The organism is Fodinicola acaciae, from assembly GCF_010993745.1.
Taxonomy (GTDB): Bacteria; Actinomycetota; Actinomycetes; order Mycobacteriales; family HKI-0501; genus Fodinicola; species Fodinicola acaciae.
In genome coordinates this window covers 869,158-895,424 of record NZ_WOTN01000003.1, presented here as the reverse complement: position 1 = coordinate 895,424, position 26,267 = coordinate 869,158, and the positions used below count along the sequence as shown (strand labels likewise).

Annotated in this window: 22 protein-coding genes; 10 read left to right on the top strand and 12 right to left on the bottom strand. The window is 68.2% G+C overall.

Annotated elements, in window-relative coordinates; genetic code table 11:
- The first annotated feature begins 14 nt into the window (after window positions 1–14).
- The 5 genes from soxR to GNX95_RS30480 all read left to right on the top strand — a co-directional run bounded on the left by soxR (window position 15) and on the right by GNX95_RS30480 (window position 6,427).
- Complete coding sequence (gene soxR / locus GNX95_RS30500) at window positions 15–533, top strand: redox-sensitive transcriptional activator SoxR (RefSeq protein ID WP_343035029.1); 519 nt, start codon at window positions 15–17, stop codon at window positions 531–533.
- Between the two features lie 593 nt (window positions 534–1,126).
- Window positions 1,127–3,109 carry a bifunctional metallophosphatase/5'-nucleotidase gene (locus GNX95_RS30495; RefSeq protein ID WP_163511135.1) on the top strand — a complete coding sequence of 661 codons (1,983 nt, stop codon included), beginning with the start codon at window positions 1,127–1,129 and terminating at the stop codon, window positions 3,107–3,109.
- Between the two features lie 106 nt (window positions 3,110–3,215).
- Window positions 3,216–4,469 carry an ABC transporter substrate-binding protein gene (locus GNX95_RS30490; protein WP_163511134.1) on the top strand — a complete coding sequence of 418 codons (1,254 nt, stop codon included), beginning with the start codon at window positions 3,216–3,218 and terminating at the stop codon, window positions 4,467–4,469.
- Window positions 4,469–4,840, top strand: a complete 372-nt coding sequence (locus GNX95_RS30485) for a (deoxy)nucleoside triphosphate pyrophosphohydrolase (protein ID WP_163511133.1) — start codon at window positions 4,469–4,471, stop codon at window positions 4,838–4,840. Before GNX95_RS30490 ends, GNX95_RS30485 begins: the two co-directional genes overlap by 1 nt.
- 66 nt (window positions 4,841–4,906) lie before the next feature.
- Window positions 4,907–6,427, top strand: coding sequence for a hypothetical protein (locus GNX95_RS30480; protein ID WP_163511132.1), 1,521 nt, complete (start codon window positions 4,907–4,909; stop codon window positions 6,425–6,427).
- Between the two features lie 489 nt (window positions 6,428–6,916).
- Here GNX95_RS30480 and GNX95_RS43525 read toward each other — a convergent pair whose 3' ends face one another.
- From GNX95_RS43525 to GNX95_RS30455, 5 genes are all read right to left on the bottom strand, one after another.
- A complete protein-coding gene (locus GNX95_RS43525; RefSeq protein ID WP_246281870.1) occupies window positions 6,917–7,015 on the bottom strand; it encodes a DUF3761 domain-containing protein in 99 nt (32 codons plus the stop codon).
- On the bottom strand, window positions 7,005–7,271 hold the full coding sequence (locus GNX95_RS43520; protein WP_163510242.1) for a hypothetical protein: 267 nt from the start codon (window positions 7,269–7,271) through the stop codon (window positions 7,005–7,007). The genes GNX95_RS43525 and GNX95_RS43520 overlap by 11 nt, the downstream gene beginning before the upstream one ends.
- A gap of 295 nt (window positions 7,272–7,566) precedes the next feature.
- Window positions 7,567–8,325 carry a succinate dehydrogenase/fumarate reductase iron-sulfur subunit gene (locus GNX95_RS30465; protein WP_163511131.1) on the bottom strand — a complete coding sequence of 253 codons (759 nt, stop codon included), beginning with the start codon at window positions 8,323–8,325 and terminating at the stop codon, window positions 7,567–7,569.
- Window positions 8,326–10,269 (bottom strand): fumarate reductase/succinate dehydrogenase flavoprotein subunit, encoded by a 1,944-nt coding sequence (locus GNX95_RS30460; RefSeq protein ID WP_163511130.1) that lies wholly within the window; start codon window positions 10,267–10,269, stop codon window positions 8,326–8,328.
- 13 nt (window positions 10,270–10,282) lie between these two features.
- On the bottom strand, window positions 10,283–11,095 hold the full coding sequence (locus GNX95_RS30455) for a hypothetical protein (RefSeq protein WP_163511129.1): 813 nt from the start codon (window positions 11,093–11,095) through the stop codon (window positions 10,283–10,285).
- A 245-nt stretch (window positions 11,096–11,340) separates the two neighbouring features.
- Here GNX95_RS30455 and GNX95_RS30450 point away from each other — a divergent pair, with 245 nt between their 5' ends.
- Window positions 11,341–12,297, top strand: coding sequence for a LysR family transcriptional regulator (locus GNX95_RS30450; protein ID WP_163511128.1), 957 nt, complete (start codon window positions 11,341–11,343; stop codon window positions 12,295–12,297).
- A 17-nt stretch (window positions 12,298–12,314) separates the two neighbouring features.
- Window positions 12,315–13,259, top strand: coding sequence for a sigma-70 family RNA polymerase sigma factor (locus GNX95_RS30445; protein ID WP_163511127.1), 945 nt, complete (start codon window positions 12,315–12,317; stop codon window positions 13,257–13,259).
- Between the two features lie 776 nt (window positions 13,260–14,035).
- Here the strand turns inward: GNX95_RS30445 and GNX95_RS30440 are convergent.
- Window positions 14,036–15,397, bottom strand: a complete 1,362-nt coding sequence (locus GNX95_RS30440) for a TldD/PmbA family protein (protein WP_163511126.1) — start codon at window positions 15,395–15,397, stop codon at window positions 14,036–14,038.
- Complete coding sequence (locus GNX95_RS30435) at window positions 15,394–16,857, bottom strand: TldD/PmbA family protein (protein ID WP_222854053.1); 1,464 nt, start codon at window positions 16,855–16,857, stop codon at window positions 15,394–15,396. Before GNX95_RS30435 ends, GNX95_RS30440 begins: the two co-directional genes overlap by 4 nt.
- Window positions 16,858–17,351: 494 nt before the next feature.
- Here GNX95_RS30435 and GNX95_RS30430 point away from each other — a divergent pair, with 494 nt between their 5' ends.
- Both GNX95_RS30430 and GNX95_RS30425 read left to right on the top strand, forming a co-directional pair.
- Window positions 17,352–17,876: an RNA polymerase sigma factor gene (locus GNX95_RS30430; protein WP_222854052.1), complete on the top strand. Its 525-nt coding sequence runs from the start codon at window positions 17,352–17,354 to the stop codon at window positions 17,874–17,876.
- Window positions 17,869–19,011 (top strand): hypothetical protein, encoded by a 1,143-nt coding sequence (locus tag GNX95_RS30425; RefSeq protein ID WP_163511124.1) that lies wholly within the window; start codon window positions 17,869–17,871, stop codon window positions 19,009–19,011. The genes GNX95_RS30430 and GNX95_RS30425 overlap by 8 nt, the downstream gene beginning before the upstream one ends.
- 7 nt (window positions 19,012–19,018) lie before the next feature.
- Here the strand turns inward: GNX95_RS30425 and GNX95_RS30420 are convergent, their stop codons facing one another.
- The 4 genes from GNX95_RS30420 to GNX95_RS30405 form a co-directional block, all read right to left on the bottom strand.
- On the bottom strand, window positions 19,019–20,215 hold the full coding sequence (locus tag GNX95_RS30420) for a cytochrome P450 (protein WP_163511123.1): 1,197 nt from the start codon (window positions 20,213–20,215) through the stop codon (window positions 19,019–19,021).
- Between the two features lie 4 nt (window positions 20,216–20,219).
- A complete protein-coding gene (locus tag GNX95_RS30415) occupies window positions 20,220–21,425 on the bottom strand; it encodes a cytochrome P450 (protein WP_163511122.1) in 1,206 nt (401 codons plus the stop codon).
- 553 nt (window positions 21,426–21,978) lie between these two features.
- Complete coding sequence (locus tag GNX95_RS30410) at window positions 21,979–22,272, bottom strand: 4a-hydroxytetrahydrobiopterin dehydratase (RefSeq protein ID WP_163511121.1); 294 nt, start codon at window positions 22,270–22,272, stop codon at window positions 21,979–21,981.
- 9 nt (window positions 22,273–22,281) lie between these two features.
- A complete protein-coding gene (locus tag GNX95_RS30405) occupies window positions 22,282–23,481 on the bottom strand; it encodes a cytochrome P450 (RefSeq protein WP_222854051.1) in 1,200 nt (399 codons plus the stop codon).
- A 266-nt stretch (window positions 23,482–23,747) separates the two neighbouring features.
- On the opposite strand from GNX95_RS30405, the gene typA reads away from it, so the two are divergent.
- A complete protein-coding gene (gene typA / locus GNX95_RS30400) occupies window positions 23,748–25,595 on the top strand; it encodes a translational GTPase TypA (RefSeq protein WP_163511120.1) in 1,848 nt (615 codons plus the stop codon).
- A 54-nt stretch (window positions 25,596–25,649) separates the two neighbouring features.
- Here the strand turns inward: typA and GNX95_RS30395 are convergent, their stop codons facing one another.
- Window positions 25,650–26,261: a histone deacetylase gene (locus tag GNX95_RS30395; protein WP_163512029.1), complete on the bottom strand. Its 612-nt coding sequence runs from the start codon at window positions 26,259–26,261 to the stop codon at window positions 25,650–25,652.
- Window positions 26,262–26,267: the final 6 nt, after the last annotated feature.

The window sequence follows — 26,267 nt, the reverse complement described above, 5'->3', positions numbered from 1 at the left end:
CGCGAGGAGAAGTGGTGCCCAAACTGAGTCCGACACAACTGCTGCCGATCGGTGAGGTCTCGCGGCGGACCGGTGTCGCCGTCTCCGCGCTGCACTATTACGAGCAGCTGGGCCTGATCTCCTCGCAGCGTACGTCCGGCAACCAGCGTCGCTTCGCCAGGCACATGATGCGCCGGATTTCGCTGATCCGGGTGGCGAAACGGCTCGGCATCCCGCTGGAGTCGGTCCGCGCCGCCCTCGCCGGCCTGCCGGCCGACCGCAAGCCGACGATGCGCGAATGGCAGCGCATCTCGCAAAAATGGGATGCCGAGCTGGAGGCGCGCAAACGCGCGATCGAGCAGCTGCAGCAGGAGCTCACCGGCTGCATCGGCTGCGGTTGCCTGTCGATGAGCAAGTGCCGGCTGCTCAACCTCGACGACAAGCTAGGCGCGGTGGGGCCTGGCGCGCGCCGGTTGGACGACCTCAGCGGCGAAGCAGACCGTAGGACCCGGCGCCGATCAGCTCCAGCGACACCTGCGGCCGCCTCGCGCTGATGTTGTCCTCCGGCGCCATGTCCGGTTTGATGTCTTGTCAAACAAGTATTACGCAGATTGCGTCGCCTCCCCTGCATTGTCAGCCACACCAGCACCACCCTCGCCGCCACTCGATGTTCGCATGGCCCCCATGCGTGCGTCAGACGCACGTAATGCGTCCCTACCACCAAAACACAAACCGGCAAGGCGGACATTTAGCGTTACAGCACAATCGTTGGCATCCAGACCGACGGGTTGCTTCCAACACGTGACCGAGCAAGCCCGGAAGACCCGACCCCGCACGAAACCGCCGCCCGCGCCCCTATGCACACCGATTGGCGTTCCCGCGCCCCCTCCCTTGAGGTCGCTCGCCGCGCAGGCGAAAAACCCAACCACCCACTCACCGCAACAACCAGAAAACCCAACCACTCACCCACCGCAACAGACAAGAGCTGCACCCCGCCAGCGGCCCAACAAATAAGAGACCCCCAACCACCATGAGTGGCCCAGCAAACAAGAGCCGCACCCCACCTGCGGCAACAACCACGTCGCACTCACCAACCCACAGGCCGCGCCTACCCTTCCGACAATAACCCCAAAAACACCCTTTCGCAGTGAGCCTTCGCCGGGAGTTCACCGGGGTTTTGGCGGCGAATGGCCGGCGCGCGCCCGAGGCCACGCGTACCCTGTCGGCTGGTCATATGCAGGTCTTGCTACGTAGGGGGTCCGTCATCGCCGCCACCACCCGCTCCAGGTTCGCGCGCTGGGAGCTGATCGCCGCCACCGCGGTCGCGGTCACCGTCGCCTCGGTCGCCGTCGTCGCCGCACGGCCGGCCGACGCGGTGCAGATCTCCGGCGCCACCACGCTCTCGGACAAGGTCTCGGTCAACTGGGACGGCGACCGCGCCAGCTGGCGTACGACCGACCTGCACCTGATCGCCTGGAACGACTTCCACGGCAACCTCGAGCCGGCCAACATGACCGTCTACAACAAGTTCGCCGGCGGCGCCGCGTATCTGGCGAAGATGGTCAAGGACAAGCAGCGCAAGTACGGCGCGCGGCAGGCCACCGTGCTGGCCGGCGACGACATCGGCGCGAGCCCGCTGGCCAACGGGCTGTTCCACGAGGAGCCGGCGATCATCGCCGACAACTTCATGAAGGTCGACTTCTCCTCGGTCGGCAACCACGAGTTCGACAAAGGGCGTGTCGAGCTGCTGCGCATGCAGAACGGCGGCTGCAACCCGGCCGGCTGCAACGGCGCGCCGTACGCGCTGCCGCCGCGCCATCCCGGCCAGAAGCCGCGGACGACCGACACCTATCCCGGCGCCGATTTCCAGTATCTGGCCGCCAACGTCATCGACGAGAAGACCGGCAAGACGCTGTTTCCGGCGTACGGCATCAAGCGCTTCCGCTCGAGCATCGGCCTGCCGATCTCGGTGGGCTTCATCGGCGAGGTCCTCAAGGCCACGCCGACGATCGTGACACCGAGCGGTGTCGCCGGCCTGACGTTCACCGACGAGGCGGACGCGGCCAACAAGGCGGCGCGTGAGCTCGCCAAGCGTGGCGTGAAGATCCCGGTGCTGGTCATCCACCAGGGTGGCGCGCAGACCGGACCGGTCATCACGCCGGGCGGCTGCGCCGGCAACCTGGCCGGCAGCGACATCGAGGCGATCGCCAAGCGGCTCGACCCGTCGATCAAGATCATCGTCTCTGGCCACACGCACAACGAATATCGCTGCACGATCACCACCAACGGTGTCACGCGGCTGATCACCAGCGCCGCGTCGTACGGCCGGATCCTGAGCGACCTCACGCTGAAGGTCAACAACTTCACCGGCCAGCTCGTGTCGGCCGACGCCACCAACACGATCGTCGAAAACGCGCTGAACACCCCCGGCGCCGGGGTCGTACGGCAGGACGACCCGTCCAAGGCCGACCCGCAGATGGCCGCCATCGTGAAGCAGTACGTCGACGCGTCGGCGCCGCTGGCCAACCGGGTGATCGGCAAGATCCAGGGTGATCTCAACCGGACGCTCAGCCCGCTCGGCGAGTCGACCATGGGTGACGTGATCGCCGACGCGCAGCTGGCCGCCACCGCGGCCGCCGACAAGGGTGCCGCCAAGGTCGCCTTCATGAACCCCGGCGGCGTACGCGCCGACCTGCAGGCCGGCAACGTCACGTACGGCCAGGCCTTCACCGTGCAGCCGTTCGGCAACAGCCTGGTCACCAAGACGATGACCGGCGCGATGATCCGCCGGCTGCTGGAACAGCAGTTCGTCGGCTGCGGCGGCCAGATCACCCAGCGCGTGCTGCAGCCGTCGGCCTCGATCACCTTCCAGGCCAAGCCGGCCGCCGCCAACTGCGCCGACAAGATCGGCGAGATCAAGGTCAACGGGGCCACGCTGCAGCCGACCGACAGCCTTCGCGTCACGATGAACAGCTTCCTGGCCACCGGCGGCGACGGCTTCACCGTCTTCAACGAGGGCACCGAAGCGCTCGGTGGCGCGCAGGACATCGACGCGCTCGCCGACTACCTCACCGCCGCCGGCGCGACCGGCGTCCCCGTACCCACCCTCACCCGTATCACCGCTTTCTAGGGGAAAGTCCGCATGGCCACCATGCGTGCGACCAACGCACGCATGGTGGCCATGCGGACGACCGGGGATATCCTTTACGGGCTGTCTCCAGGAGAGAAGAGGGCCGATGCGTCCATACAGTCGTCGTGATGTCCTGCGCGCCGGTGGCGCGCTGACCCTGGCCGGCATGCTCGCCGCCTGCGGCTCCAACACCGGCCGGTCCGGCGGCTCGGCGGTCAGCCAGTGGTATCACCAGTACGGCGAGAAAGGCACGCAGCAGGCCGCGGAGAAGTTCGCCAGGGCCTACACCAAGGCGACTGTCAACGTGACGTGGACGCCCGGCGACTACGACCAGAAGCTCGCCACCGGCCTGCTTTCCAGCAATGGCCCGGACGTCTTCGAAGGCGGCGTGACCGTCGACAAGATCCGCGCCAACCAGATCGTGCCGCTGGACGACATCTTCGACGCGGTCAAGAGCGACTTCACCGCGGCCGCCATCGAGGAGAACATCTTCGAAGGCAAGATGTACGCGATCCCGATGATCCTGGACATGCAGGTGCTCTTCTATCGCAAGAGCCTGCTGCAGAAGGCCGGCGTGCAGCCGCCGAAGACGATCCCCGAGCTGGTGGAGGCGGCGGCCAAGCTGACCACCAAGCAGGTCAAGGGCCTGTTCCTCGGCAACTTCAGCCGTACCAACGCCAACACGGTCGTCTCGCCGCTGTCCATCTGGGCCTCCGGCGGCGACCTGATCACCAAGGACCACAAGGCCGGCTTCAACACGCCGGGCGTCGCGCAGACGCTCACCGCGCTGCGGCAGCTTTTCACCAGCGGCCACCTGCTGCTCGGCGCGCCGACCGACTGGTCCGACCCGTCCGCGTTCAACCAGGGCCTCACCGCGATGCAGTGGTCCGGCATCTGGGCCATTCCCGCGGTGAAACAGACCTTCGGCGACGACTTCGGCGTGTTGCCATGGCCGTCGCAGGCCGCCGGCGGCACGCCGTCGGTGCCGATCGGCACCTGGGGCGCGATGGTCAACGCGAAGAGCAAGAACCTCGAGGCGGCCAAGGCGTACGTGAAATGGCTGTGGATCGACCAGAAGCAGTATCAGGAAGAATGGGCCACCAGCTACGGTTTCCACATCCCGGTGCGCAACAGCATCCTGGACAAGGCCGCCGCGATGAAGACACCGATCGGCGCCGACGTGGCAAACTTCAGCAAGCAATACGCCAAAACCTCGTCGCCGGCCGCCTGGACGCCGAAAATGGACACCGCGTACGGTGACCTGATCACCAACGTCATCCAGAACGGCGCCAATCCCGCCGCCGAGCTGGCCAAGGCCGAGAAAGCCGTCAACACCGAGCTGAAAACGCTCTTCCCGTAGTGCTCGTCGTCGGCGCCGCGATCCTCCGCGACGGCCGTGTCCTTGCCGCGCAACGGAAAACTCCGGCGCGGTGGGAGTTTCCCGGCGGCAAGGTGGAGCCGGGGGAGGAGCCGGTCGCGGCGCTGGTGCGCGAATGCGAGGAGGAGCTCGGCGTACGCATCGACGTACACGACCCCCTGGCCGACGACGTGCCGCTGCCTGGTGACCGTGGGGTTCTGTCGGTGTTCGCGGCCACGATCGTGTCGGGCGAGCCGGTCGCGCGTGAGCACGCGGAGCTGCGCTGGCTGGCCGCCGGCGATCTGGACTCGGTGAACTGGATGCCGGCCGACATCCCGTTCGTCGCCGCGCTGCGCGGTCTGCTGGCGGCCTGACCGTACCCTGGACATTGCCCCAAACGACCTGGTCGAGCCGTCGATCGCGCTGTTAGCGTCGGTGTCATGCGGCAGATGCGTACGCGCGGCGGGTCCGAGCCGCGGCCGGCCCGGCCTGCACCGACCCCGTCAGAGGAAGCGCGGGCCGCGGCGCTGCTGCGGTTGCAGCGGGCCGCCGGAAACGCCGCCACCGCCGCCTTGCTGGCGAAGCCGGTCATCCAACGCGACCTGGACGACGAGGCCGCGCTGGCAGCGGTCGGCACGCTGCCGGCGCACGTGCTGTCCGGTGGTGGCGGCCACGCCCTGTCCAGCGACGCCGAACGCCGCGAGTTTCTGCGTGCCGGCAAGGAATGGTTTGGCTCGTACGAGGCGACGCTGGAACATTTCCGCGGCATCGAGCAGACCACCGCGCCGGGCCAGCCGTACATGCACCGCAACGCCAAGGAACGGCTGGAGGCGGCGATCGCGACGCTCTCGGGCCCTGCGCCGACGACCACGGTCGCGTTTTCGTTTCGCAACCAGTTCACCGCCAAGACCAAGTACAGCTCGGGGTCGATGCACACGATCGGCTATGCGATCGACTACGACGCGTACAACATGGTGCGGGTCGGCAGCAACGCCACCGCCGAGCTGCTGCGGCTGGCCGGCGGCAACGGTCCGGCCAACGCCCAGCTGGGCGCGTACGAGACCAGGCGGCCGCTGCTGGAGAAGGCCGGCGACGCGACGGCGGCTGGCGAGGAACCGTCGCCAGAAGCCAACGCGATGTTCGACCAGATCCGGTCGGAGTCGCAGCGGCTTTCCGAGTCGTCGCAGGCATTCCAGGCGAGCTTGGGGTCTGCCAGGGACGAGTTCTTGGAGCTGCGTACGCGGTATTTCGAGACCAGGGACCCGGCCGAGAAAGCCACGATCCTGGCCAAGATCCCGGCGCTGATCAAGCCGTGGACCGAGGCCATCAGCGCCGAGGAACAGCGCGTACGCGACCTGGCGGCGGCGGCCGGCCTGGACCCGGCGGCGCTGCCGGACAAGAAGACGATGCCTGCTCGCATCGCCGCCGTACAACGCGCCAAAACCGAGGCGACCGCCGCGCTGAAGGCCGCCAAAGGCGTGGAACCGAAGGAAAACGCCGCCGTCTGGAGGAAGCTGGCCGGCTGGGAGAAGACGCTCGGCCTCGATGGAGCCGGCACCTTCGCCGAGCGTGCCGGAAAGGTCGTCGCGGAGGCGCCGCTGCGGGTGGCCGTACTGACGCCCCTGCTCGGCGGTCACGAGATCCTGGCCAACCTGACGACCCTGCGCGGCCGGCTCGCCGACCCGCATTTCCTTTTCGGCAACCCGAAACCGCAAAAGAAGCCCAAGAGGGGCCAGACGCCGGCCCGGCCGACCACGGACAGGGTGGTCAGCGACCCGTCGGCGGCGCAGCTGCTGGAAAGCGGCTATTTCAGTCCGAAGGACCCGGCCAGAGGCCACGAGCAGTTCAACGCCGAGTTCATGGTGGCGATGGCCAGACACGGCTTCGATCTCGGCATGGCGTGGACTGGCGAGACCACCGACTCGATGCACTTCGAGCTCATCCGCGCCCAGGGCACGTAGGGTCGCTCAGCTCGCCGGAAAGTCCGCATGGCCCCCATGCGTGCGTCCAGCTTGAGTCTTAACCCTGTTTGGCTCTGGCGGTCTTTGGGGCTGTGTCTGTTTTGCGGTTGTTGAGTGGGGTGTGTCGTGGGGGTGTTGGGTGATCCTGGTGGGCGGCCTGGTCGGGTCGGATGGTTTTGGTGCGCTGGCTGGGGGCCTGGGTTGCGATGGCGTGAGCTGTCGCGGCGGACCAGTATGGGACGCAGCGACTTCCACGCCGCCGCGATCCAGGCGCTCGTCAGGAGTCTCTGTGAACGTCCAGCGGCGGCTAGGGCCGTGCTGGTGTGACTGCTGTGGCCAATCATGCGGGTGAGACGGCCTGACCGGGTAATACTTGGTTAACAAGACATCAAACCGGGCAATTGGCACCCTGGACATTGAGCTCGGCCTGGCGAGCAGTCACAACAGCATTACTGGCCTCGGCAGTCACACCCACCACGGGGATCGACATCAGGTCGGGACCGACCGAAGCCAGGTGGCGACGCCGTGATGATGTGAGCACGTGCCCCTGCGATGCTGCGAATACGAGTACGTGCCGTCACGGCAGATCGCGGTCGGACCGGATGTCGAACTGCCGCGCTGCCCGCCACTGCTGGACGAACCGCTGGAATGAGTCGAGCCGGAGCCATGGCCAGTGCTTCGGCTGGTGCTCTTGCCAGCACTGGGTTTCCTGCTCGGCGCCGACGTCGCACGGTGAGTCGGCGAAGGAGACGGCGAGGCCGATGGAGATGGAGATGGTGGATCGGCAGGCGCCGGTGCACTGCTCGTCGGCGGCGGCGCCGGTGGCGGGTCGGCCGGAGCGCATCCGGCTGCGCCGAGCGCCAGCAGACCGGCCAAAGTAGCGGTCGCCAGAGTTGGCGGGGAAAACAGATGGGACATGGTGATCGCCTCCGAAGACAAGCCGCGTGAGCTTGTTCGGAGTGTGCGCGAGCGACCGGTCGTGGATGGACGAATCCGGTCGCCGCTGACCGGCCGGCGGTAAGGTCCGCCGGCCTGTCCGCGATGTCTCGACGATCAGTCAGCCACACTGAGGTCCAAAGGCCGCATGGCCCCCATGCGTGCGTCCAGCGCACGCATGGGGGCCATGCGACCAAAACCGCCTACGCGCCGGCGCGTTTGAAGATCTTGCTGCCGAGCCACACCAGCGGGTCGTACTTGCGGTCCACGACCCGTTCCTTCATCGGGATGATGGCGTTGTCGGTGATGTGGATGCCCTCCGGACACACCTCGGTGCAGCACTTGGTGATGTTGCAATAGCCGAGGCCCTGCGTCTCCTGCGCGAACTCCTTGCGGTCCTCGGCGGCGTCGAGCGGATGCATGTCCAGCTCGGCGGCGCGGATGAACAGCCGGGGGCCGGAGAACGCCGGCTTGTTCTCGTCGTGGTCGCGTACGACGTGGCAGGTGTTCTGGCACAGGAAGCACTCGATGCACTTGCGGAACTCCTGCGACCGCTCCACGTCGACCTGCTGCATCCGGTAGTCACCGGGCTTCACGTCCGCCGGCGGCTGGAACGCCGGCATTTCCAACGCCTTCTGGTAGTTGAAGGACACGTCGGTGACCAGGTCGCGTACGACCGGGAAGGTACGCAGCGGCGTGACGGTGATCGTCTCGTCCTCGGCGAAGGTGTTCATCCGCGTCATGCACATCAGCCGCGGCCGGCCGTTGACCTCGGCGCTGCACGAGCCGCACTTGCCGGCCTTGCAGTTCCACCGTACGGCCAGGTCCGGCGCCTGTGTCGCCTGCAGCCGGTGGATCACGTCCAGGACGACTTCGCCCTCGTTGACCTCGACGGTGAAGTCCTTGAGCTCGCCGCCGTCGTCGTCACCGCGCCAGACGCGGAGCTTGGCGTCGTATCCCATCTACTGACTCCTCTCGGCGGGCTCGGCCTTGGCGCGCGAGCCGCCGTCCCGGTGGCGGGTGAGTTCCTCGTCGGTCATGTACTTGTGCAGCTCGTCGATCTCGAACAGGTCCAGCAGCCGGGTCGGCATCTCCGGGATGTCCTGCTTGCGCACCTGTACGCCGCCGTCCTCCAGCGAGCAGACCAGGTTGACCTTGCGCCACACCGGATCCATCTTCGGGAAGTCGTCGCGCGTGTGACCGCCGCGGCTCTCCTCGCGCATCAGCGCGGCCTTCGCGGCGCATTCGCAGACCAGCAGCATGTTGCGCAGGTCGAGGGCGAGGTGCCAGCTCGGGTTGTAGACCCGTCCGCCGGTCGCGGACACGTTCTTGCCCCTGGCGCGCAGGTCGTCGAGCCGCTTCAGCGCTTCCTGCAGCTCGCTGGCCGTACGGATCAGGCCGACCAGGTCGTGCATGCTCTGCGACAGCTCGGCCTGCAGCGCGAACGGGTTTTCCCCCTGTCCGCGGGTAAAGGGCTCCAGCGCCTCGGTGATCGCACTGTCCACATCGGACTGTGCGACCGCCGGCCGGTCGCCGAGCTTGTCGACGTAGTCGGCCGCGCCGACACCGGCGCGGCGGCCGAACACCAGCAGGTCGGACAGCGAGTTTCCGCCCAGCCGGTTGGATCCGTGCATGCCGCCGGACACCTCACCGGCCGCGAACAGGCCCTCGATGGTGCCGCGCGCTGCCTGGCTGTCCGGGTCGACCTCGACGCCACCCATCACGTAGTGACAGGTCGGGCCGATCTCCATCGGCTCGGCGGTGATGTCGACGTCGGCCAGCTCCTTGAACTGGTGATACATCGACGGCAGCCGCTTGCGGATGTACTCGGGCGTACGCCGCGACGCGATGTCGAGGAAGACACCGCCGTGTGGTGACCCGCGGCCCGCCTTGATCTCGGCGTTGATCGCGCGCGCGACCTCGTCGCGCGGCAGCAGCTCCGGTGGGCGCCGGTTGTTGTCCGGGTCCTCGTACCAGCGGTCGCCTTCTTCTTCCGTCGTGGCGTACTGCTTTTTGAAGACGTCCGGGATGTAGTCGAACATGAAGCGCTTGCCTTCGGAGTTACGCAGCACCCCGCCGTCACCGCGCACCGACTCGGTGACCAGGATGCCGCGTACGGACGGCGGCCAGACCATGCCGGTCGGGTGGAACTGGATGCACTCCATGTTGATCAGCGTCGCGCCGGCCAGCAGCGCCATCGCGTGGCCGTCACCGGTGTATTCCCACGAGTTGCTGGTGACCTTGAACGACTTGCCGATGCCGCCGGCGGCGAGGATCACCGCGGGAGCGTCCAGGCAGAAGAACTCGCCGGTCTGCCGCTTGTAGCCGAAGACGCCGGAGATTTTGTTGCCGTCAGTGAGAAGCCGCGTGATCGTGGACTCGGCGAAAACCCGGATGTGCGACTCGTACGACCCGTGGTCGCGCTTGTCCTCCTGCTGCAGCGAGACGATTTTCTGCTGCATCGTGCGGATAAGCTCCAGGCCGGTGCGGTCACCGACGTGCGCCAGTCGCGGATATTCGTGTCCGCCGAAGTTGCGCTGGCTGATCTTTCCTTCCTTCGTACGGTCGAAAAGCGCGCCGTAGGTCTCCAGCTCCCAGATCCGGTCGGGCGCCTCTTTCGCGTGCAGCTCGGCCATCCGCCAGTGGTTGAGAAACTTGCCGCCGCGCATCGTGTCGCGGAAGTGCACTTCCCAGTTGTCGTTGGGATTCACGTTTCCCATGGCGGCGGCCGCGCCGCCTTCGGCCATCACCGTGTGCGCCTTGCCGAACAGCGACTTACACACGATCGCGACGCGTTTTCCGGCCTGGCGGGCGGCGATGGCGGCGCTCAGGCCGGCGCCGCCGGCACCGACCACCACCACGTCGTACGACAGGCGCTCAATGTCCTCGCTGTTAGGTGAGCTCATCGGTCCCCCCGCCTTAGTTGAAGAAACGCAGATCAGAGATGACGTGCGCGGACACCAGGCCGATGTAGGCGTCGGTCAGTGCCAGCGTCCCCAGCGTGATCCAGGCCAGCGCCATGTGCCGCTCGTTGAGCTTGGACACCTGCTGCCAGAGCCAGTAACGCACCGGATGCTTGGAAAAGTGCTTGAGCCGGCCGCCGACCAGGCTCCGGCAGGAGTGGCAGGAGGCGGTGTAGGCCCACAGCAGGATGACGTTGACCAGCAGGATGACGTTGCCCAGGCCGAAGCCGAAACCGCCGGTCTTGCCGTGGAAGGCGACGATCGCGTCGTACGTGTTCAGAAGCGCGATCAGGCCGGCCGCGTAGAAGAAATAGCGGTGCACGTTCTGGAAGATCAGCGGAAAACGCGTCTCGCCGCTGTATTTCTTGTGCGGCTCGGACACCGCGCAGGCCGGCGGCGAGAGCCAGAACGAGCGGTAGTACGCCTTGCGGTAGTAATAGCAGGTGAGCCGGAATCCCAGCAGGAACGGCAAAGTGATGATCGCGAACGGGATCAGCGGCGGAAACGCCGGCAGCCACTGGCCCAGGTGGCTGGCCTCGGGGATGCACGAGGCGCTGATGCACGGCGACGCGAACGGCGTCAGGTAGTGGTATTCCGGGACCCAGTAGAACTGCTGGGTGGCCGTACGGACGACCGCGTAGAGGACCCAGGCGACCAGGCCGACGACGGTGATCAGCGGCGACAGCCACCACCGGTCGGTGCGTAGCGTGCGACCGGGGATGGTCGCTCGCTTACGCGCGATGTCCCGTACTGCTGCGGGTGCGCTCACCGCATCCCTCCAAGACTGGTTTGACCGAACGTCAGCATTGGCAACTTAAACCCGTATTGCCAGCGCCGCAGAGGCGGGGGCTGGCAGCGAGTGTTAGGTAAGCCTTACCTTGTGCGTGCGGGAAAAGTCGCAACGAGCTGGCCCGCTCCAGAGTTCCCGTACGTACCACAAGCGGTCACGGTACGCCGGGGTGCGACGGTTTGAAAAAGCGATCGTTTCTCTCGTGATGATAACCTGAGGCTATTATGCAGTTGCAGTACCTCACGTATTTCGTCGCGGTGGCCGAAACGCGCCATTTCACCCGGGCCGCCGAGCGGGTCAACGTGTCCCAACCGGCCCTTTCCAAGCAGATCGCCACCCTGGAACGCGAGCTCGGTGCCGAGCTGTTCAGCCGGGCTAGGGGAAATATCACTCTCACCGCGGCCGGCGAGGCGCTGCTGCCGCTGGCCCGGCGGATCCTCGCCGACGTGGACACGGCCACCCGCGAGGTGCAGGAGCTGGCGCAGTTGCGGCGCGGACGCGTACGCCTCGGCGCGACACCGAGCGTGTGTACGGGCCTGCTGCCGACCGTGTTGCGCGACTTTCACCGCAGCTATCCCGGCATCCAGCTGCTGGTGCAGGAGACCGGGTCCGGCGACCTGGTGCGTGAGCTGTCCGCCGGCTCGCTGGATGTGGCGCTGGTGATCCCGTCCGCCGGCACGGCCGCCGACGAGCGCGCTCTGGTCGTGACGCCGGTGCTGGTCGAGGAGCTGATCGTGGCGTCCTCGTTCGCCGTGCCGGCGCCGGCCGCGCGCGGCGATGGCCTGCGGTTGCCTGATCTGGACGGTGTGCCGCTGGTGATGTTCCGGCACGGCTATGACCTGCGGACATACACGATGACCGCGTGTCACCGAGCCGGCTTCGAGCCGACCATCGCCATCGAAGGCGGCGAGATGGACGCGGTGCTCGGCTTCGTCGCGGCGGGCCTTGGCGCCGCGGTCGTGCCGGCGACCGTGGTCGCGCATCGCACCGACCTGCGGGTCACGCCGTTCGCGCCGCCGGGTCCGTCGCGGGTGGTGGCGCTTGCGCACCGCCGGGACGTACGCCTGCCGCGTGCCGCCGCCGAGCTGCGGTCGACCCTGTTGTCCTATTTGGACACCGAGGCGGCGGCCGGCACGCTGCCACCGCGTACCCGCCGCTACACCGATTCCTCCGCGGGGTGAGGCGGGTCTGCTCTGATATGACCGTGGACTTCGAGGCTGAGGTGGAGCCGTACCGGCGCGAGCTGTTGGCGCACTGCTATCGGATGCTCGGCTCGGTGGCTGATGCCGAGGACCTGGTGCAGGAGACCTATCTGCGCGCGTGGAAGGCGTACGAGCGGTTCGAGGGGCGATCGTCGGTGCGGACCTGGCTCTATCGGATCGCCACCAACGCCTGCCTGACCGCATTGCGGAGCCGTGAGCGGCGCGTGCTGCCGTCCGGCCTCGGTGGTCCGGCCGACGATCCGTACGCGACACCGGAGCCGGCCGACGCGTCGTGGCTGGAGCCGATGCCGGACGCGCTGGTCGAGGACCCGGCGGCGATCGTGGCGACGCGCGACAGCATGCGGCTGGCGCTGATCGCGAGCCTGCAGTATCTGCCGCCGCGCCAACGCGCGGTGCTGCTGCTGCGCGACGTGCTGGCGATCCCCGCCGCGGAGGTCGCGGTGATGCTCGACATGACTGTCGCCGCGGTCAAGAGTGCGTTGCAACGCGCGCGTTCGAGCTTGGAGGAGGCGTCGCCCGAGCGAGTCGTCGAGCCTTCCGACGCGTCGGCTCGTGCGCTGCTGGCCACTTACATGGAGGCCTTCGAGAAGGCCGATCCGGCCACCCTGGAGAAGGCGCTGCGCGCTGACCTGGTCCTGGAGGTCACCCCGTCGCGTACGTGGTTTGCCGGCATGTCCGTCTGCATGCCGTACTTCACCGACCGCGTCCTGCTCTCTCCGGACGCCTGCCGCATGCTGCCGGTGCGCGCCAACGGCCAACCGGCGGCGGCCGCGTACTACCTCGGCCCCGACGGCCTGCGCCACGCCTACGGCATCGCGGTGCTGACCGTGTCACCGGACGGCATCTCACGTATCACCGTCTTCGGCGACGCCGCGTTGTTCGCCCACTTCGGCCTGCCGGCGATCTATCCCGGCCGCTGATTTACCCGCTACGGCGCGAAACTGTCGTACCCCCGTGCCAATCTTGGCCCCCACCCAGATCTGGGCGGGGGGTGGGTGAGAGGCCTTTCGCCTTGACGAAAATTTGCGTCATGGTGAGCCTCTCGACCCACCCCCCACCCGACCACTGGGTGGGGGCAACTTTGGTCGAGGGGTACGACAGTTTCGGCGACCCCTCGGCGTGTCGAGGGGGTTGCGGCTTCTGTTTGTTGTGTGGGCGTCTTCCTGTTGGTGCGGTGGGGAGTGCGTTTGCTGGTTGTCGCGGTGGGTGGGTGGTTGCGTCTCCTGTTTGTTGCGGTGAGCGGGTGGTTGGGTCTTCATGTTTGTTGCGGCGGGTGGTTGGTTGGTTTTTTCGCCTGCGCGGCGGGCGCTCCTGCGCGGAGGGCGACCTCAAGGGAGGGGGCGCGTGGATGCCAATCGGTGTGCAGAGTGGTGCGGGCAGCGGTTCGCGGCGGCTGGGTTTTCTGAGCAAGCCAGCCCTCGTTTTGGGAGCAACCCGTCGGGCTGGACGCCACCACAGCCTCTGTAGCGCTAAATGCCCGGCTTGTCGGTTTGTCTTTTGGTAGTAGGGAGGCCTTACGTGCGTCTGACGCACGTATGGGGGCCTTGCGAACATCGAGTGGCGGTCGGGGTGGTGCTGGTGTGACTGCCGTGGCTGACAATACGGGTGAGGCGACCGGATGCGTAATACTTGGTTAACAAGACATCAAACTAGGACATTCAGCGGCCGTCGACTCGTCCAAGGGCAAGGCGGTAAGTCAGCCGGAGCTGTCGCCGGTGAAGTTCCAGGATGCAAGGCGCATCGGCGGCACCTCGATGCGGTTGATGCCGCCGCTGGGGTTGATGCCGACCGGCTGCGAGCCGATGCCGAGCAGGTTGCCGGGCGCCAGCGCGTCCGCGTACGACTGGGTGAAGCGCAGGTTGCTGACCGCGTCGGTCACCTGGCCGTCCTGGATCCGCCAGACGCCGTTGCGGGTCAGGCCGGTGCACACCAGCGTGCGCGGGTCGAGGATGCGGACATACCAGAAGTCGCTCACCAGCAGGCCGTCGGCGACCTCGAACACCAGGTCGTCGACGGTGCCGGCGGGACCAGCCGGCACGCGCAGGTGCATCGGCGCCGCGCCGAAGCGGTCGCCGCCGATCAGCGCGTGGCCGGTGCTGTCGGTGCCGGCCTCGGCGGCGGTACGCCGTGAGTGCACCGCAGCCGCCGTCACGCCGGCGTCGACCAGCGTCATCCGGCGTTTGACCGTGCCGTCGGCGTCGAACGGCAGGCCGACCGCCTCCTCCGACACCGGGTCGTCGAGCAGCGTTAGCGACGGGTCGAACTGCTCCTCGCCGACGCGTACGAACGACCGCCCGTCGGTCACGGCGCGCCCGTTGAAGCCGAAGAACCCGATGTATTGCAGCAGTTGCGCACCGGCGCTCGGCTCGATGACGACCGGATAGTGGCCTGGCGGCAGCGACACCGGACGTACGCTCGCGTGCGCCTTCGCCGCCGCGGTCGCGCCCAGCGCGGCCGGGTCGATGTCGGTCAGCCGTACGGCGGTCAGTTTCGCGACGCCGTCGGCGAAACTGCCGTCCTCGCGAGGTGCCCGCGCGATGCCGTCCACAGTGGACTCGCTGAACGCCGCGCTCACCTCGTGGCCGGCGGTGTTCAGGTAGGTCCGGGCGACCGCGCTGGTCTGGCAATAGCCGGCGGCCGGCAGACCGTCGGCGCCGTCGATGAACGCGCGGACCATGTCGGCGCGTACGGCCGGCGCCGCATAGCCGGTCTCCTCGTCGAAGTTTCCGCTGTGCTCCAGCTTCCCCGACGAGGTGAGTCCCGGCCAGCCCGGATCCGGCGGCAGCACCTGGCAGGCCGCGACGGCCCGCTCGGCCAGCGCGCTGACCGGCGCGTCGTCGCCGGACACCGTCTGGCTGGCCGACGCCGTACGACCGTTGACGTGCACCCGCAACGACAGCTCGGTGCCGGTCTCGGAGACGTTCTGGTGGATGACCGAGTTGGCGAACCGCGTCAGCGCCTGGGTCGTCGTGGTGACCGAGACGTCGGCCTCGGCGCCCGGCGCGATCGCCCGCACCTCGGCCAGGATCCGCTCGGCCAGCACCGCGTCGGTGGTCATCCGGTCACCCCCACCCGCACTCCGGTGAACCGCGCCGGCACAGCCGGATGGCCGGTGTGGCCGATCTGGCTCGGCTGGCCCTTGCCGCAGTTGGGCGTGCCCCAGAAGATCCACTCGTCGCGGCCGCCGAGCATGTCCATCGATCCCCAGAACTTCGGCGAAATCCCGGTGTAGGTGGGGTTGCGCAGCATCCGGCCGCGCCTGCCGTTCTTGATCTCGTAACCGATCTCGCAGCCGAACTGGAAGTTGAGCCGGCGGTCGTCGATCGACCAGGACCGGTTGGTGTCCATGTACACCCCGTCGTCGGTGGCCGCGATCATCTCCTCCAGCGTCGACTCGCCCGGCAGCAGGCCGACGTTGGTCATCCGTACCATCGGCAGCCGGCCATAGCCGTCCGAGCGCACCGCGCCGGCGTAGTCCAGGCCGGCGACCGACGCGGAGTCGCGGCCGGCGAGTACGCCGGTCCAGACACCGTCGCGGACGATGTCCACCGGAGTCGCCGGCGTGCCCTCGTCGTCGTAGCCGAAGGAGCCGAGTGCGCCGGGCAGCGTCGCGTCGGCGGTGATGGTCATCAGATCGGAGCCGAAGCGCAGGCTGCCGAGCTTGGCCAGGTCGAGCCAGGAGGTGCCGGCGTAGGCCGCCTCCCAGCCGAGGATCCGGTCCAGCTCGACCGCGTGGCCGACCGACTCGTGGATCTGCAGCGCCATCTGCTCGGAGCCGAGGATCAGCGTGGTCTCGCCGGACGGACAGGCCGGCGCGGTGAGCAGCGCGCGTGACTCATCGGCGATCCGTGCGGCGTTGCCAGGCAGGTCGAGCCGCTCCACCTGTTCCCAGCCGGCGGTGCCGAACTGGCCGCGTACGCTCGGATACGACCGGCGCTGTGTCTCGGTCTCGCCGACGCTGGTCGCGCTCATGCCGGCGCCGCACTCGACGATCCGCTGGTGGATCCGGTGTCCCTCGCTGGAGACGAACCACTTGTCGGTCGACCAGATGTCGTACGAGGACTCCGCGATGGTCGCGCCGTGCTCGCGCATCGTGGTCGTCACGCCGGTCAGCAGGTCGGCTTTCTCGGTCAGCGACACGGTCAGCGGGTCGCGCTCGTACGCGTTGGACCAACTGTCGACGACCGGTGCGAGGCCGAGCAGGTTGACCGCCGAGCCCGGCACCTGCGCGCTGGCCGCCGCGATCGCGGTGGCCTGTGTGCCGGTGGCGCGCGCCTCGGCGTCGGTCGGGTCAGGCATCGCGGCGAAACCCCAGGACGAGCCGACCAGTGCGCGGATGCCGAGGCCGGTCGACTCGTCCTGGACCAGCGCCTCGACGACGCCGTCGCGCGCCGACATCGACTCCGTCCGCCGGTGCATCAGCCGTGCGTCGGCATAGCGCGCACCGGCGTCCAGCGCCGCCTGTACGGCCGCGGCGGCCACGTCGAACTCGTGCCGCGCATGAGAACCTGCGGTCACCTGTCTCCCCTCGCTGCACCCGTACCCGGACAGTACGTCACCCCACCGACCGTTCCGCCGAGGCAGGAGAGATGCGCAAACACCAGGCTGACGGCGGCCAACCGGGCCGCGTTGGGCCGGCACCAATCGGTACGAGCCGTATTGTGCTCGTCACTCTCCGCCGCATGCGGCCAACGCATAGCCTGCCGGTCGACAACTGTCCGGTGTGCCGCCTTTCGACGGATTGGCCGCATGGCCACCATGCGTCCAACGCACGCATGGTGGCCATGCGGACGTCGAGCGCAACCTGCCGGCGGCCTGGCGCGTGCTCGTCCCGTAAGACCTGACACAGACGCGCGAGACACCGACCGAAAGCACCCCGTGGACACCTTTTACAGCGTTGAAATCCGGGTCGCGACGGCATGACCTACGTCGTCGCGATCCCGCCGAACCAAAGCGGGTCCAGCGTCGTCACAGTGTCGCCGGGACACACGGGGGCACGCGGAGGTGACGGGGTGGCCGAAGCGGTCGCGTCCTCGTCGGCCGAGGCCGAGCAGGAGCTGGACTTCGACGACTTCTACGCGGCCAACTTCCGCCCGGTCGCGGTGCAGCTGTACGCGTACTTCGGCGACATGGGTGACGCGCACGACGTGACGCAGGAGGCGTTCACCCGTGCCTGGCAGCGCTGGTCGACGGTCCGCGGCTACGGCAACCCGGTCGCCTGGGTCCGTACGGTCGCCTGGCGGCTGGCGATCAGCCGCTGGCGGCGCGTCAAAACGGCGATGCGCCACCTGGCCAGCCAGCGTGAGGAGCACGAGCCGGCGGTCGACGGTCTGCGGGTCGACCTGGTACGCGCGTTGCGTACGCTGCCGGACAACCAGCGCAAGGCGGTCGTGCAGCACTACCTCGGCGGCATGTCGGTGGCCGAGATCGCCGGCGACAGCGGCGTGGCCGAAGGCACCGTCAAGTCGTGGCTGTCCCGTGCGCGTACGGCGTTGGCGCAGGAGCTGACCGAGCGGGAGGGGGTGGCCGATGCCTGACCCCGACCTTGACGAGCTGTTCGGCGAGCTGCGCGAGAGCGCGCTGCCGCAGATCGAGCCGCCTGGCCAGGACGCCGTCCGCCGGACCGTACGCCGCCGGCGCATGAGGCAGCGCCTGGTCGCCGCGGTCGTCGTCGCACTCATGGCCGGCGGCATCGCCGGTGTCCTGTCGTACTTCCGCACCGCCGAGAACACGGTCATATCGACCGCGACACCGAGTCCTTCCCTGTCGCCGTCGCCGTCGCCGAGTCCCACGCCGTCGCCGAGCGTTTCGGCGTCGCGGTCGACCGTGGTCGACTGGCCGAACGCGACGTACGACCTGCCGGCGCTGTCGCCGTGTCCGGCCCGCGGCGGCGTGAAGTTCAGCGCCGGTGAGGCCAGCAGAGGATCGACCAGCTGGAAACTCAACGGCGGCACGGGGTTCATCGGGCCGTACGTGGCGGACATCAACGGCGACGGCGTCAAGGACGCGCTGCTGCGGCTGGACTGCACCAGCGGCAGCGGCGGCGGGTCGTCGTTCAACGTGGTCGCCGCGATCGTGCACGGCGACGGCACGACGAGCGTCTACAAGGTGGCCGGCACCACCTCGTACAACGGCGAGACGATCAAGTCGGCGCGGCTGTCCGGCGGGTACGTCGTCGTGCAGATCACCAATCCGTTGGCCAACAACACGCGTACGCTGCGCTATCGGTGGAACGGCGACGGGTTCAGCGCGACCGCCAGCTCCAGCATCCGCGACGTGAACTGGGCCAACGTGACGCTGTCGCTCGGCAAGATGTCGGTCTGCCCGGCCAAGCGGGTGACGTTCACCGACTACCAGGCCGGCGACCTGAAGTCGGCTGCCTGGCAGCTGGACGCGCAGATCGCTTTCGGCGACCTGAACAGTGACGGCCGCGACGATGCGCTGGTCGCCGTCTACTGCCAGCAGCAGCGGCCGAACGAGACGTTCAGCCAGCCGGACGTGCTCGCGTACGGCCTGACCGACGACGGCCGGCTGACGCTGCTCAGCGGCGTCTACAGTTTCGGCGCCGGCGGGATCAACAACCTGTCGGTGAGCGGCGGCGTGGCGGTGGTCAACTTCAACAGCACCACGTTCCGCTTCAAGTGGAACGGCTCACGCTTCGTCCAGCAGTAGACGCGAGTCACCAGGTGATGGGCAGGGCGGCGAGGCCGCCGGTGACGGTGGCCGTACGCAGCCGCAGCTCCTCGACCGGCACGGCCAGGCGCAGCGTCGGAAAGCGGGTCAGCAGCACCGAGAAGACCTCCTGCAGCTCGATACGCGCGAGGCTCGCGCCGATGCAGAAGTGCGGGCCGTGGCCGAAGGACAGGTGCGGCACGCTCGAGCGCCGCCGGATGTCGAAGGTGTCCGGGTCGTCGAAGGCGGCCGCGTCGCGGTTGGCGATGCCGGCCGGGATGAGGACGAGGTCGCCGGCCGCGATCGTCACGTCGCCGAGCTCGATGTCCTCGCGTGCGTAGCGCGACAGCACTCCGCCGTTGCTCTCGGTCGAGGTGAAGCGCAGGATCTCCTCGACCGCGCCGGGCAACAGGGCCGGATCCTCGCGCAGCGCGGCCGCCTGCTCCGGGTTGCTGAGCAGGAAGACCGTGCCCATGTCGATCCGCGTCATCGTCGTCTCGTGACCGGCGAAGAGCAGTCCGACACCGAGCCGCGCGACGAGCTGGGGGCTCAGGCTGTCGGCGGCGACCAGGTCGCTGATCACGTCGTCGGCCGGCTCGGAGCGCTTACGGTCGGCCAGCGCCGTCATGTAGGCGGTGAACTCCGCCGACGCGGCCTCCGCCAGGTCACCGTCGACCATGTTGGCCATGTCCGTGGACCAGGTGCGGAAGCGCTCGCGGTCCTCGTACGGCACGCCGAGCAGCTCGCAGATCACCAGCGCCGGCAACGGAAAGGACAGATGCCGATGCAGGTCGGCCGATGGACCGTCGGCCGCCATCCGGTCGAGCAGGTCGGTGATGATGCCGCCGATCCGCGGCCGCAGCGCGTTCATCCGCCGCGCCGAGAACGCCGGCGTGAGCAGCCGGCGCATCGCGGTGTGGTTGCGCTCCTCACCGTCGAAGTCGCCGGACGGCCGGCCGAGCACCTGCGACTCGTTCATCCGCGCCGCCTTATCCGGCTCGCGGTGCGCGCGTCCGAGCCGCGGGTCGTCGAAGAGCGCCTTCACGTCGTCGTAGCGGGTCGGCATCCAGGCGACGTCGCCGGCGTACGTGCGCACCTTGGTGATCGCGCGGTCGGCGAGCAGCTGGCGAAAGCGCGGCGGGATCCGCAGGACGGTGTCGGCCGGTGGGAACGGCAGCTTGGGGAGATCCTGTGTGGTGGTCATCGGCTCACCAGGTGACCGGCAGTGCCTGCAGGCCGCCGGTGAGCGTGTTCGTACGCAGCTGCAGCTCCTCCACCGGCACCGCCAGCCGCAGCGACGGGAAGCGCGTCAGCAGCTGGGCGAAGACCTCCTGCAGCTCGATGCGCGCCAGGCTGGCGCCGATGCAGAAGTGCGCGCCGTGGCCGAAGGCCAGGTGCGGCGTACCACCTTTGCGGGTGATGTCGAAGGTGTCCGGGTCGTCGAAGGCCGACTCGTCGTGGTTGGCGACGCCGGGTGGCAGCAGCACGGCCTCGCCGGCCTTGATCGTGATGCCGCCGATCTCGATGTCGGCGTGCGCGTACCGCGGGATGCCGCCACCGCCACCACCGGCACCGCTGAGCCGGAGGATCTCCTCGACCGCGGTCGGCAGCAGGCTCGCGTCCGAGCGCAGCCGCGCGGCCTGGTCGGGGTTGCTGAGCAGCAGCGTCGTACCCATGTCGATGCGGGTCATCGTCGTCTCGTGGCCGGCGAAGAGCAGGCCGACGCTGAGCGCCGCGGTCTCCTCGACACCGACCTGCCACTCGTCCTCGGCGCGGATCAGGTCGCTGATCACGTCCTCGCCGAGGTCGTCGCGCTTGCGGCCGATCAGCTCGACCATGTAGCCGTAGAACTCGGCCAGCGCGGCCTGCGCCAGCTGCTCGTCGAGCAGGTTGGACACCTCGCCGGACCACTTGCGGAACCGCTCGCGGTCCTCGTACGGCACGCCGAGCAGCTCGCAGATCACCAGCACCGGCAGCGGGAAGCTCAGGCTCTCGTGCAGGTTGGCCGGCGGGCCGGCCGCGGCCATCCGCTCCAGCAGGTCGCTGACCAGGCCTTTGACCCGCGGCCGCAGGCCGTTCATGCGGCGCGCGGAGAAGGCCGGGGTGAGCAGCCGGCGCATCCTGGTGTGGTCGCGCTGCTCGGTCTCGTAGTCGCCGGACGCGCCGCCGAGCACCGCCGACGCGGAGATCTTGGCCGCCTTCTCCGGCTCCGGATGCGACCGGCCCAGCCGCGGGTCGGCGAACAGCGCCTTGACGTCGTCGTAGCGCGTGGCGATCCAGGCGACGTCGCCCAACGTCGTACGGACCTTGGTGATCCTGCGGTCGGCAAGCAACTGCCGATATGCCGGCGGCACGTCGAGTACGGTCGCGCCAGGTGTGAACGGAAGCTGCGGAAGCGGTTCAGTCGTAGTCACCGAAGTGGCGTCCTTCCCAGGTTGACGACGATCCCACGTTAGGCCGGCAACCGTCCGTCTTCATCAACTCCTGGGTGGATCTGCGCTCAATGCACTTTTGGGCCCCCAGTTACCCGCTACGGCGCGAAACTGTCGTACCCCTGTGGCAATTTTGGCCCCCACCCAGATCGGGTGGGGGGCGGGTTCGCGTTGGAAACTTACGTAAGTTAGAAGTTGATCTTGATCGTACGGCGCGTCGGCGCCGCGCAGCACCCCGTGGCCGCCTCACCTGAGTCGTCAGCCACAGGAGTCACATTGGTAACACTCCCGATGCAAGCAAGGCCTCCTTGCGTGCGCTGGATGCAGGCAAGGGGGCCTTGCGACCATCACTCAAACCGACAAGACGGGCATTTAGCGCTACAGCGGCAACTTCGCGGTGACGTGTGCCCTGACTCGTGGCTGACGAGGCAATTTTTTCGCAATTGCTTGCAACCTCTCAGACCCACCCCCCACCCCGTTAGGGAGGGGGACATCTACTCATACAGGTACGACAGTTTCGCGCTGTAGCACCTATTTAGCGGGCGTGGCGGCCGGCGATCTCGTTGATGGTGCCGGCGAGGGCCACGTCCTTGGTGGTGACGCCGCCCTCGGAGTGGGTCGAGAGGGTGAAGTGCAGCGTGCGCCAGCGGATGTCGATGTCGGGGTGGTGGTCGGCCGCCTCGGCCGCCTCCGCGACGGCGTCGACGATCCGGATGGCGGTCGGGAAGTCGGCCGCCTCCACCGTCCGCCGGATCGCCGAGCCGTCGCCTTCCCAGCCGGTGAGTCCGGCCAGTGCCGTGGTGAGTTCCGGGTCACTGAGCAATGCCATGAAGCATGGCTACCAGGCAACCGGAAGCTCCCGCAAACCGGCGGTGATCGTCCCGGTCCGCGGCCGCAGCTCACTCACCGGTACGGCCAGCCGCAGCGACGGGAATCGCCGCAACAGCAACGAAAAAACCTCCTGCAGCTCGATACGCGCCAGACTGGCGCCGATGCAGAAATGTGCGCCGTGGCCGAAGGCCAGGTGCGGGGTGCCGGCCGCGCGGGTGATGTCGAAGCGGTCCGGCTCGGCGAAGACGCGCTCGTCGCGGCTGGACACGTCGGTGTTGAGGACGACGCCGTCGCCGGCCCTGATCGTCACGCCGCCGATCTCGATGTCCTCGTGCGCATAGCGCGGTACGCCGGTCTGGCCACCCATCGTCATCCGCAGGATCTCCTCGACGGCACCCCGCACCAGCGACTCGTCCGCGCGCAGCGCCGCCATCTGGTCGGGGTTGCTCAGCAGCAGCACCGTGCCCAGATCGATCCGCGTCATCGTCGTCTCGTGGCCGGCGAACAGCAGCGCGACCGACAGGCGGGTGATCTCGTCGATGCCGAAATGCCACTGCTCGTCGGCGGCGATCAGGTCGCTGATCACGTCCTCGGCCGGCTCCGCGCGCTTGACCTCGACCAGTTGGCGCATGTACGCGGCGAACTCCACGTACGCCTCGACGGCCAGGTTCACGTCGGTGAGGCTGGCCATTTTCGTCGACCAGGTACGAAACCGCGCGCGCTCGCCGGCCGGCACGCCGAGCAGCTCGCAGATCACCAGCACCGGCAACGTGAAGGCCAGCCGCTCGTGCAGGTCGGCCGGTGGTCCCTCGGCCTCGATCTGGTCCAGCAGCTCGTTGGCGAGGCCGCGTACGCGTGGTCGCAACGCGGTCATCCGGCGCGCCGAAAACGACGGCGTCAGCACTCTGCGCAACCGCGTGTGCTCCTGTTTTTCGGTGTCATAGCTGCCTTCCGGGCCGCCGAGAAACACCGAGCCGGTGAACCGCGGCGCATTCTCCGGCTCCGGATGCGACCGGCCGAGCCGCGGGTCGGCGAGCAGCGCGCGTACGTCCGCATAGCGGGTGGCCAGCCAGACCTCGTCGCCGACGGCCGACCGGATCCGGGTGATCGGCCGCTCGTCGCGCAGCAGGCGGAGATAGTCCGGCGGCACCTGCAGGATGTGGTCCTGCTGGAACGGCAGCTGGGGCAGGCTCTCGGCAGTCGTCACTATCCGTGTCCTTTCGAATACGTTAATTGTCGTAACGATATGCCGACGGGCGTACGCACCTCAACGAACCGACCGAAAACCGTACGCATGTGACGTGTCGCCGGTCACCACGGCGGTGACCACTGTCGAGGCCGCGTACGCCGTTCCTATGATTGATCTGAATTGCGTCGCCAGTCGACGCGCTGACGATCCGGCTGGTTCACCATCCGTAGACTCAGTCCGGCCATCATCCATTGCGGTCCCCTCCACCAGGAACGAGAAAACCCATGCCAACTCGTGATGACCTGCGCAATGTCGCGATCATCGCGCACGTCGACCACGGCAAGACGACGCTGGTCGACGCGATGCTCTGGCAGTCCGGCGCGTTCCGCGCCGGCTCCGCGGTCGACGACCGGGTGATGGACTCGATGGACCTGGAGCGGGAAAAGGGCATCACGATCCTGGCCAAGAACACCGCGGTCAGACACGGCGACCTGACGCTCAACATCGTCGACACGCCTGGCCACGCCGACTTCGGCGGTGAGGTCGAGCGCGCGCTGTCCATGGTCGACGGCGTGCTGCTGCTGGTCGACGCCAGCGAGGGCCCGCTGCCGCAGACCCGGTTCGTGCTGCGCAAGACGCTGGCCAAGAAGCTGCCGGTGATCCTGGTGATCAACAAGGTCGACCGGCCGGACGCGCGGATCGCCGAGGTCGTCGACGAGACGTACGAGCTGTTCCTGGACCTGGACGCGGACGAGTCGCAGATCGACTTCCCGATCGTCTACTGCCACGCCAAGGCCGGCAAGGCCTCGCTCGACCGGCCGGCCGACGGCCAGAGCCCCGACTCGCCCGACCTCGAGCCGCTCTTCGACGTCATCAAGAAGACCGTGCCGCCGCCAGCGTACGACGACAACGCGCCGCTGCAGGCGCACGTCACCAACCTCGACTCCTCGCCGTATCTGGGCCGCCTGGCGCTGTGCCGCATCCACAACGGCAGCATCCGCAAGGGCCAGCAGGCCGCCTGGTGCCGCACGGACGGGTCGGTGCAGCGGGTCAAGATCACCGAGCTGCTGATGACCGAGGCGCTCGACCGCGTACAGGTGGACAGCGCCGGTCCCGGTGACCTGATCGCCATCGCCGGCATCCCGGAGATCACCATCGGCGAGACCATCGCCGACCCGGAGGACCCGCGTCCGCTGCCGGTGATCACCGTCGACGAGCCGTCGATCTCGATGACGATCGGCACGAACTCGGCGCCGCTGGCCGGCCAGTCCGGCGACAAGCTCACCGCGCGGCTGGTCAAGAACCGGCTCGACGCGGAGCTGATCGGCAACGTGTCGGTGCGCGTACTGGAGACCGAGCGGCCGGACACCTGGGAGGTGCAGGGCCGCGGCGAGCTGCAGCTGGCCATCCTGGTGGAGATCATGCGCCGTGAGGGTTTCGAGCTGACGGTCGGAAAACCGCAGGTCGTCACGCGTACGATCGACGGCGTCGTGCACGAGCCGGTGGAGCGGCTGACCATCGACGCACCGGAGGAATACCTCGGCGTGCTGACCCAGCTGATGGCGCTGCGCAAGTCGCGGCTGGAGCAGATGATCAACCACGGCACCGGCTGGATCCGGATGGAATACAAGGTGCCCGCGCGTGGCCTGATCGGCTTCCGCACCGAGTTCCTCACCGAGACGCGCGGCACCGGCCTGATGCACCACGTCTTCGACGGCTACGAGCCGTGGGTCGGTGAGCTGCGGACCCGGCCGACCGGCTCGCTGGTCGCCGACCGGCGCGGCCCGACCACCGGCTTCGCGCTGGCCAACCTGCAGGAACGCGGCACGATGTTCGTCGGACCCGGCACCGAGGTGTACGAAGGCATGATCGTCGGGGAGAACTCCCGCCAGGACGACATGGATGTCAACCCCACCAAGGAAAAGAAGCTGACCAACATGCGGCAGTCCTCCGGTGACGTGCTGGTGCCGCTGATCCCGCACCGCGTGCTTTCGCTGGAACAGGCGCTGGAGTTCTGCCGCGAGGACGAGTGCGTCGAGGTCACGCCCGCCGCCGTACGCATCCGCAAGGTCGTGCTTTCCCAGCAGGACCGGGAAAAGCTGCGCAGTCGCCGCAACCGCCCGCCGCGATAGTCCGCATGGCCACCATGCGTGCGTTCGACGCACGCATGGTGGCCATGCGGACTTTCAGCGCGACAGCAGGGTAACGATGTCCTCGGCGGTCCACGCGCCGCGTACGCCGCTGAGCGCCACCAGATAGCTGGCGGCCCTCCCGGCGTCCCAGCCGTGCGCCTCGACCAGGCCGCGGCCGATCATCCGCAGGTACGCCGGCGCCGGCCTGCGACCGTCCACATCGGACATCGACCACGGCGCGGTGAACGTCAGCATCGGATGACCGGCCATCGCGCCGACCTGCACCAGGGTCTCGTAGCGGCCGTCGCCCAACCGCTGCCGCCCGGTGTCCAGCACCTCGGTCAGGTCGAGGTCGCCGTCCGGCTCGCGGCGCATCTCCTGCGCGACCACATCGGCGAACTGTCCGGCGCTGATCAGATACGCGCGAGCCGCGGCGGTGGTCGTCACCGACGTGTCCAGGAAGGCGATGCCGCCGGTCCAGGTCGGCGACTCACAGGCGAAGTACACCGCACCGGCCAGCCACGCCGGCTCGGTACGCGCCGGCGGCGTACGGTCGCGGCAGCCCGGATAGACGCGTCGCGCACCGTCCGGCCGTCCGCCGTACAGATAGCAGCCGAAACGCGCGGAATTCAGATTCGAGCCGTAGCTCACGTACCACAGCAGCATGGTGCT

Bases quoted from the DNA above. Each gene is read 5' to 3' on its own strand.
- GNX95_RS30460 (WP_163511130.1), bottom strand. From the start codon at position 10,269: ATGAGCTCACCTAACAGCGAGGACATTGAGCGCCTGTCGTACGACGTG.
- GNX95_RS30450 (WP_163511128.1), top strand. From the start codon at position 11,341: ATGCAGTTGCAGTACCTCACGTATTTCGTCGCGGTGGCCGAAACGCGC.
- GNX95_RS30445 (WP_163511127.1), top strand. From the start codon at position 12,315: ATGACCGTGGACTTCGAGGCTGAGGTGGAGCCGTACCGGCGCGAGCTG.
- GNX95_RS30420 (WP_163511123.1), bottom strand. From the start codon at position 20,215: ATGACCACCACACAGGATCTCCCCAAGCTGCCGTTCCCACCGGCCGAC.
- GNX95_RS30425 (WP_163511124.1), top strand. From the start codon at position 17,869: ATGCCTGACCCCGACCTTGACGAGCTGTTCGGCGAGCTGCGCGAGAGC.
- GNX95_RS43520 (WP_163510242.1), bottom strand. From the start codon at position 7,271: ATGCGCTCCGGCCGACCCGCCACCGGCGCCGCCGCCGACGAGCAGTGC.
- GNX95_RS30480 (WP_163511132.1), top strand. From the start codon at position 4,907: ATGCGGCAGATGCGTACGCGCGGCGGGTCCGAGCCGCGGCCGGCCCGG.
- GNX95_RS30395 (WP_163512029.1), bottom strand. From the start codon at position 26,261: ATGCTGCTGTGGTACGTGAGCTACGGCTCGAATCTGAATTCCGCGCGT.
- GNX95_RS30490 (WP_163511134.1), top strand. From the start codon at position 3,216: ATGCGTCCATACAGTCGTCGTGATGTCCTGCGCGCCGGTGGCGCGCTG.
- typA (WP_163511120.1), top strand. From the start codon at position 23,748: ATGCCAACTCGTGATGACCTGCGCAATGTCGCGATCATCGCGCACGTC.
- GNX95_RS30440 (WP_163511126.1), bottom strand. From the start codon at position 15,397: ATGACCACCGACGCGGTGCTGGCCGAGCGGATCCTGGCCGAGGTGCGG.
- GNX95_RS30410 (WP_163511121.1), bottom strand. From the start codon at position 22,272: ATGGCATTGCTCAGTGACCCGGAACTCACCACGGCACTGGCCGGACTC.
- GNX95_RS30465 (WP_163511131.1), bottom strand. From the start codon at position 8,325: ATGGGATACGACGCCAAGCTCCGCGTCTGGCGCGGTGACGACGACGGC.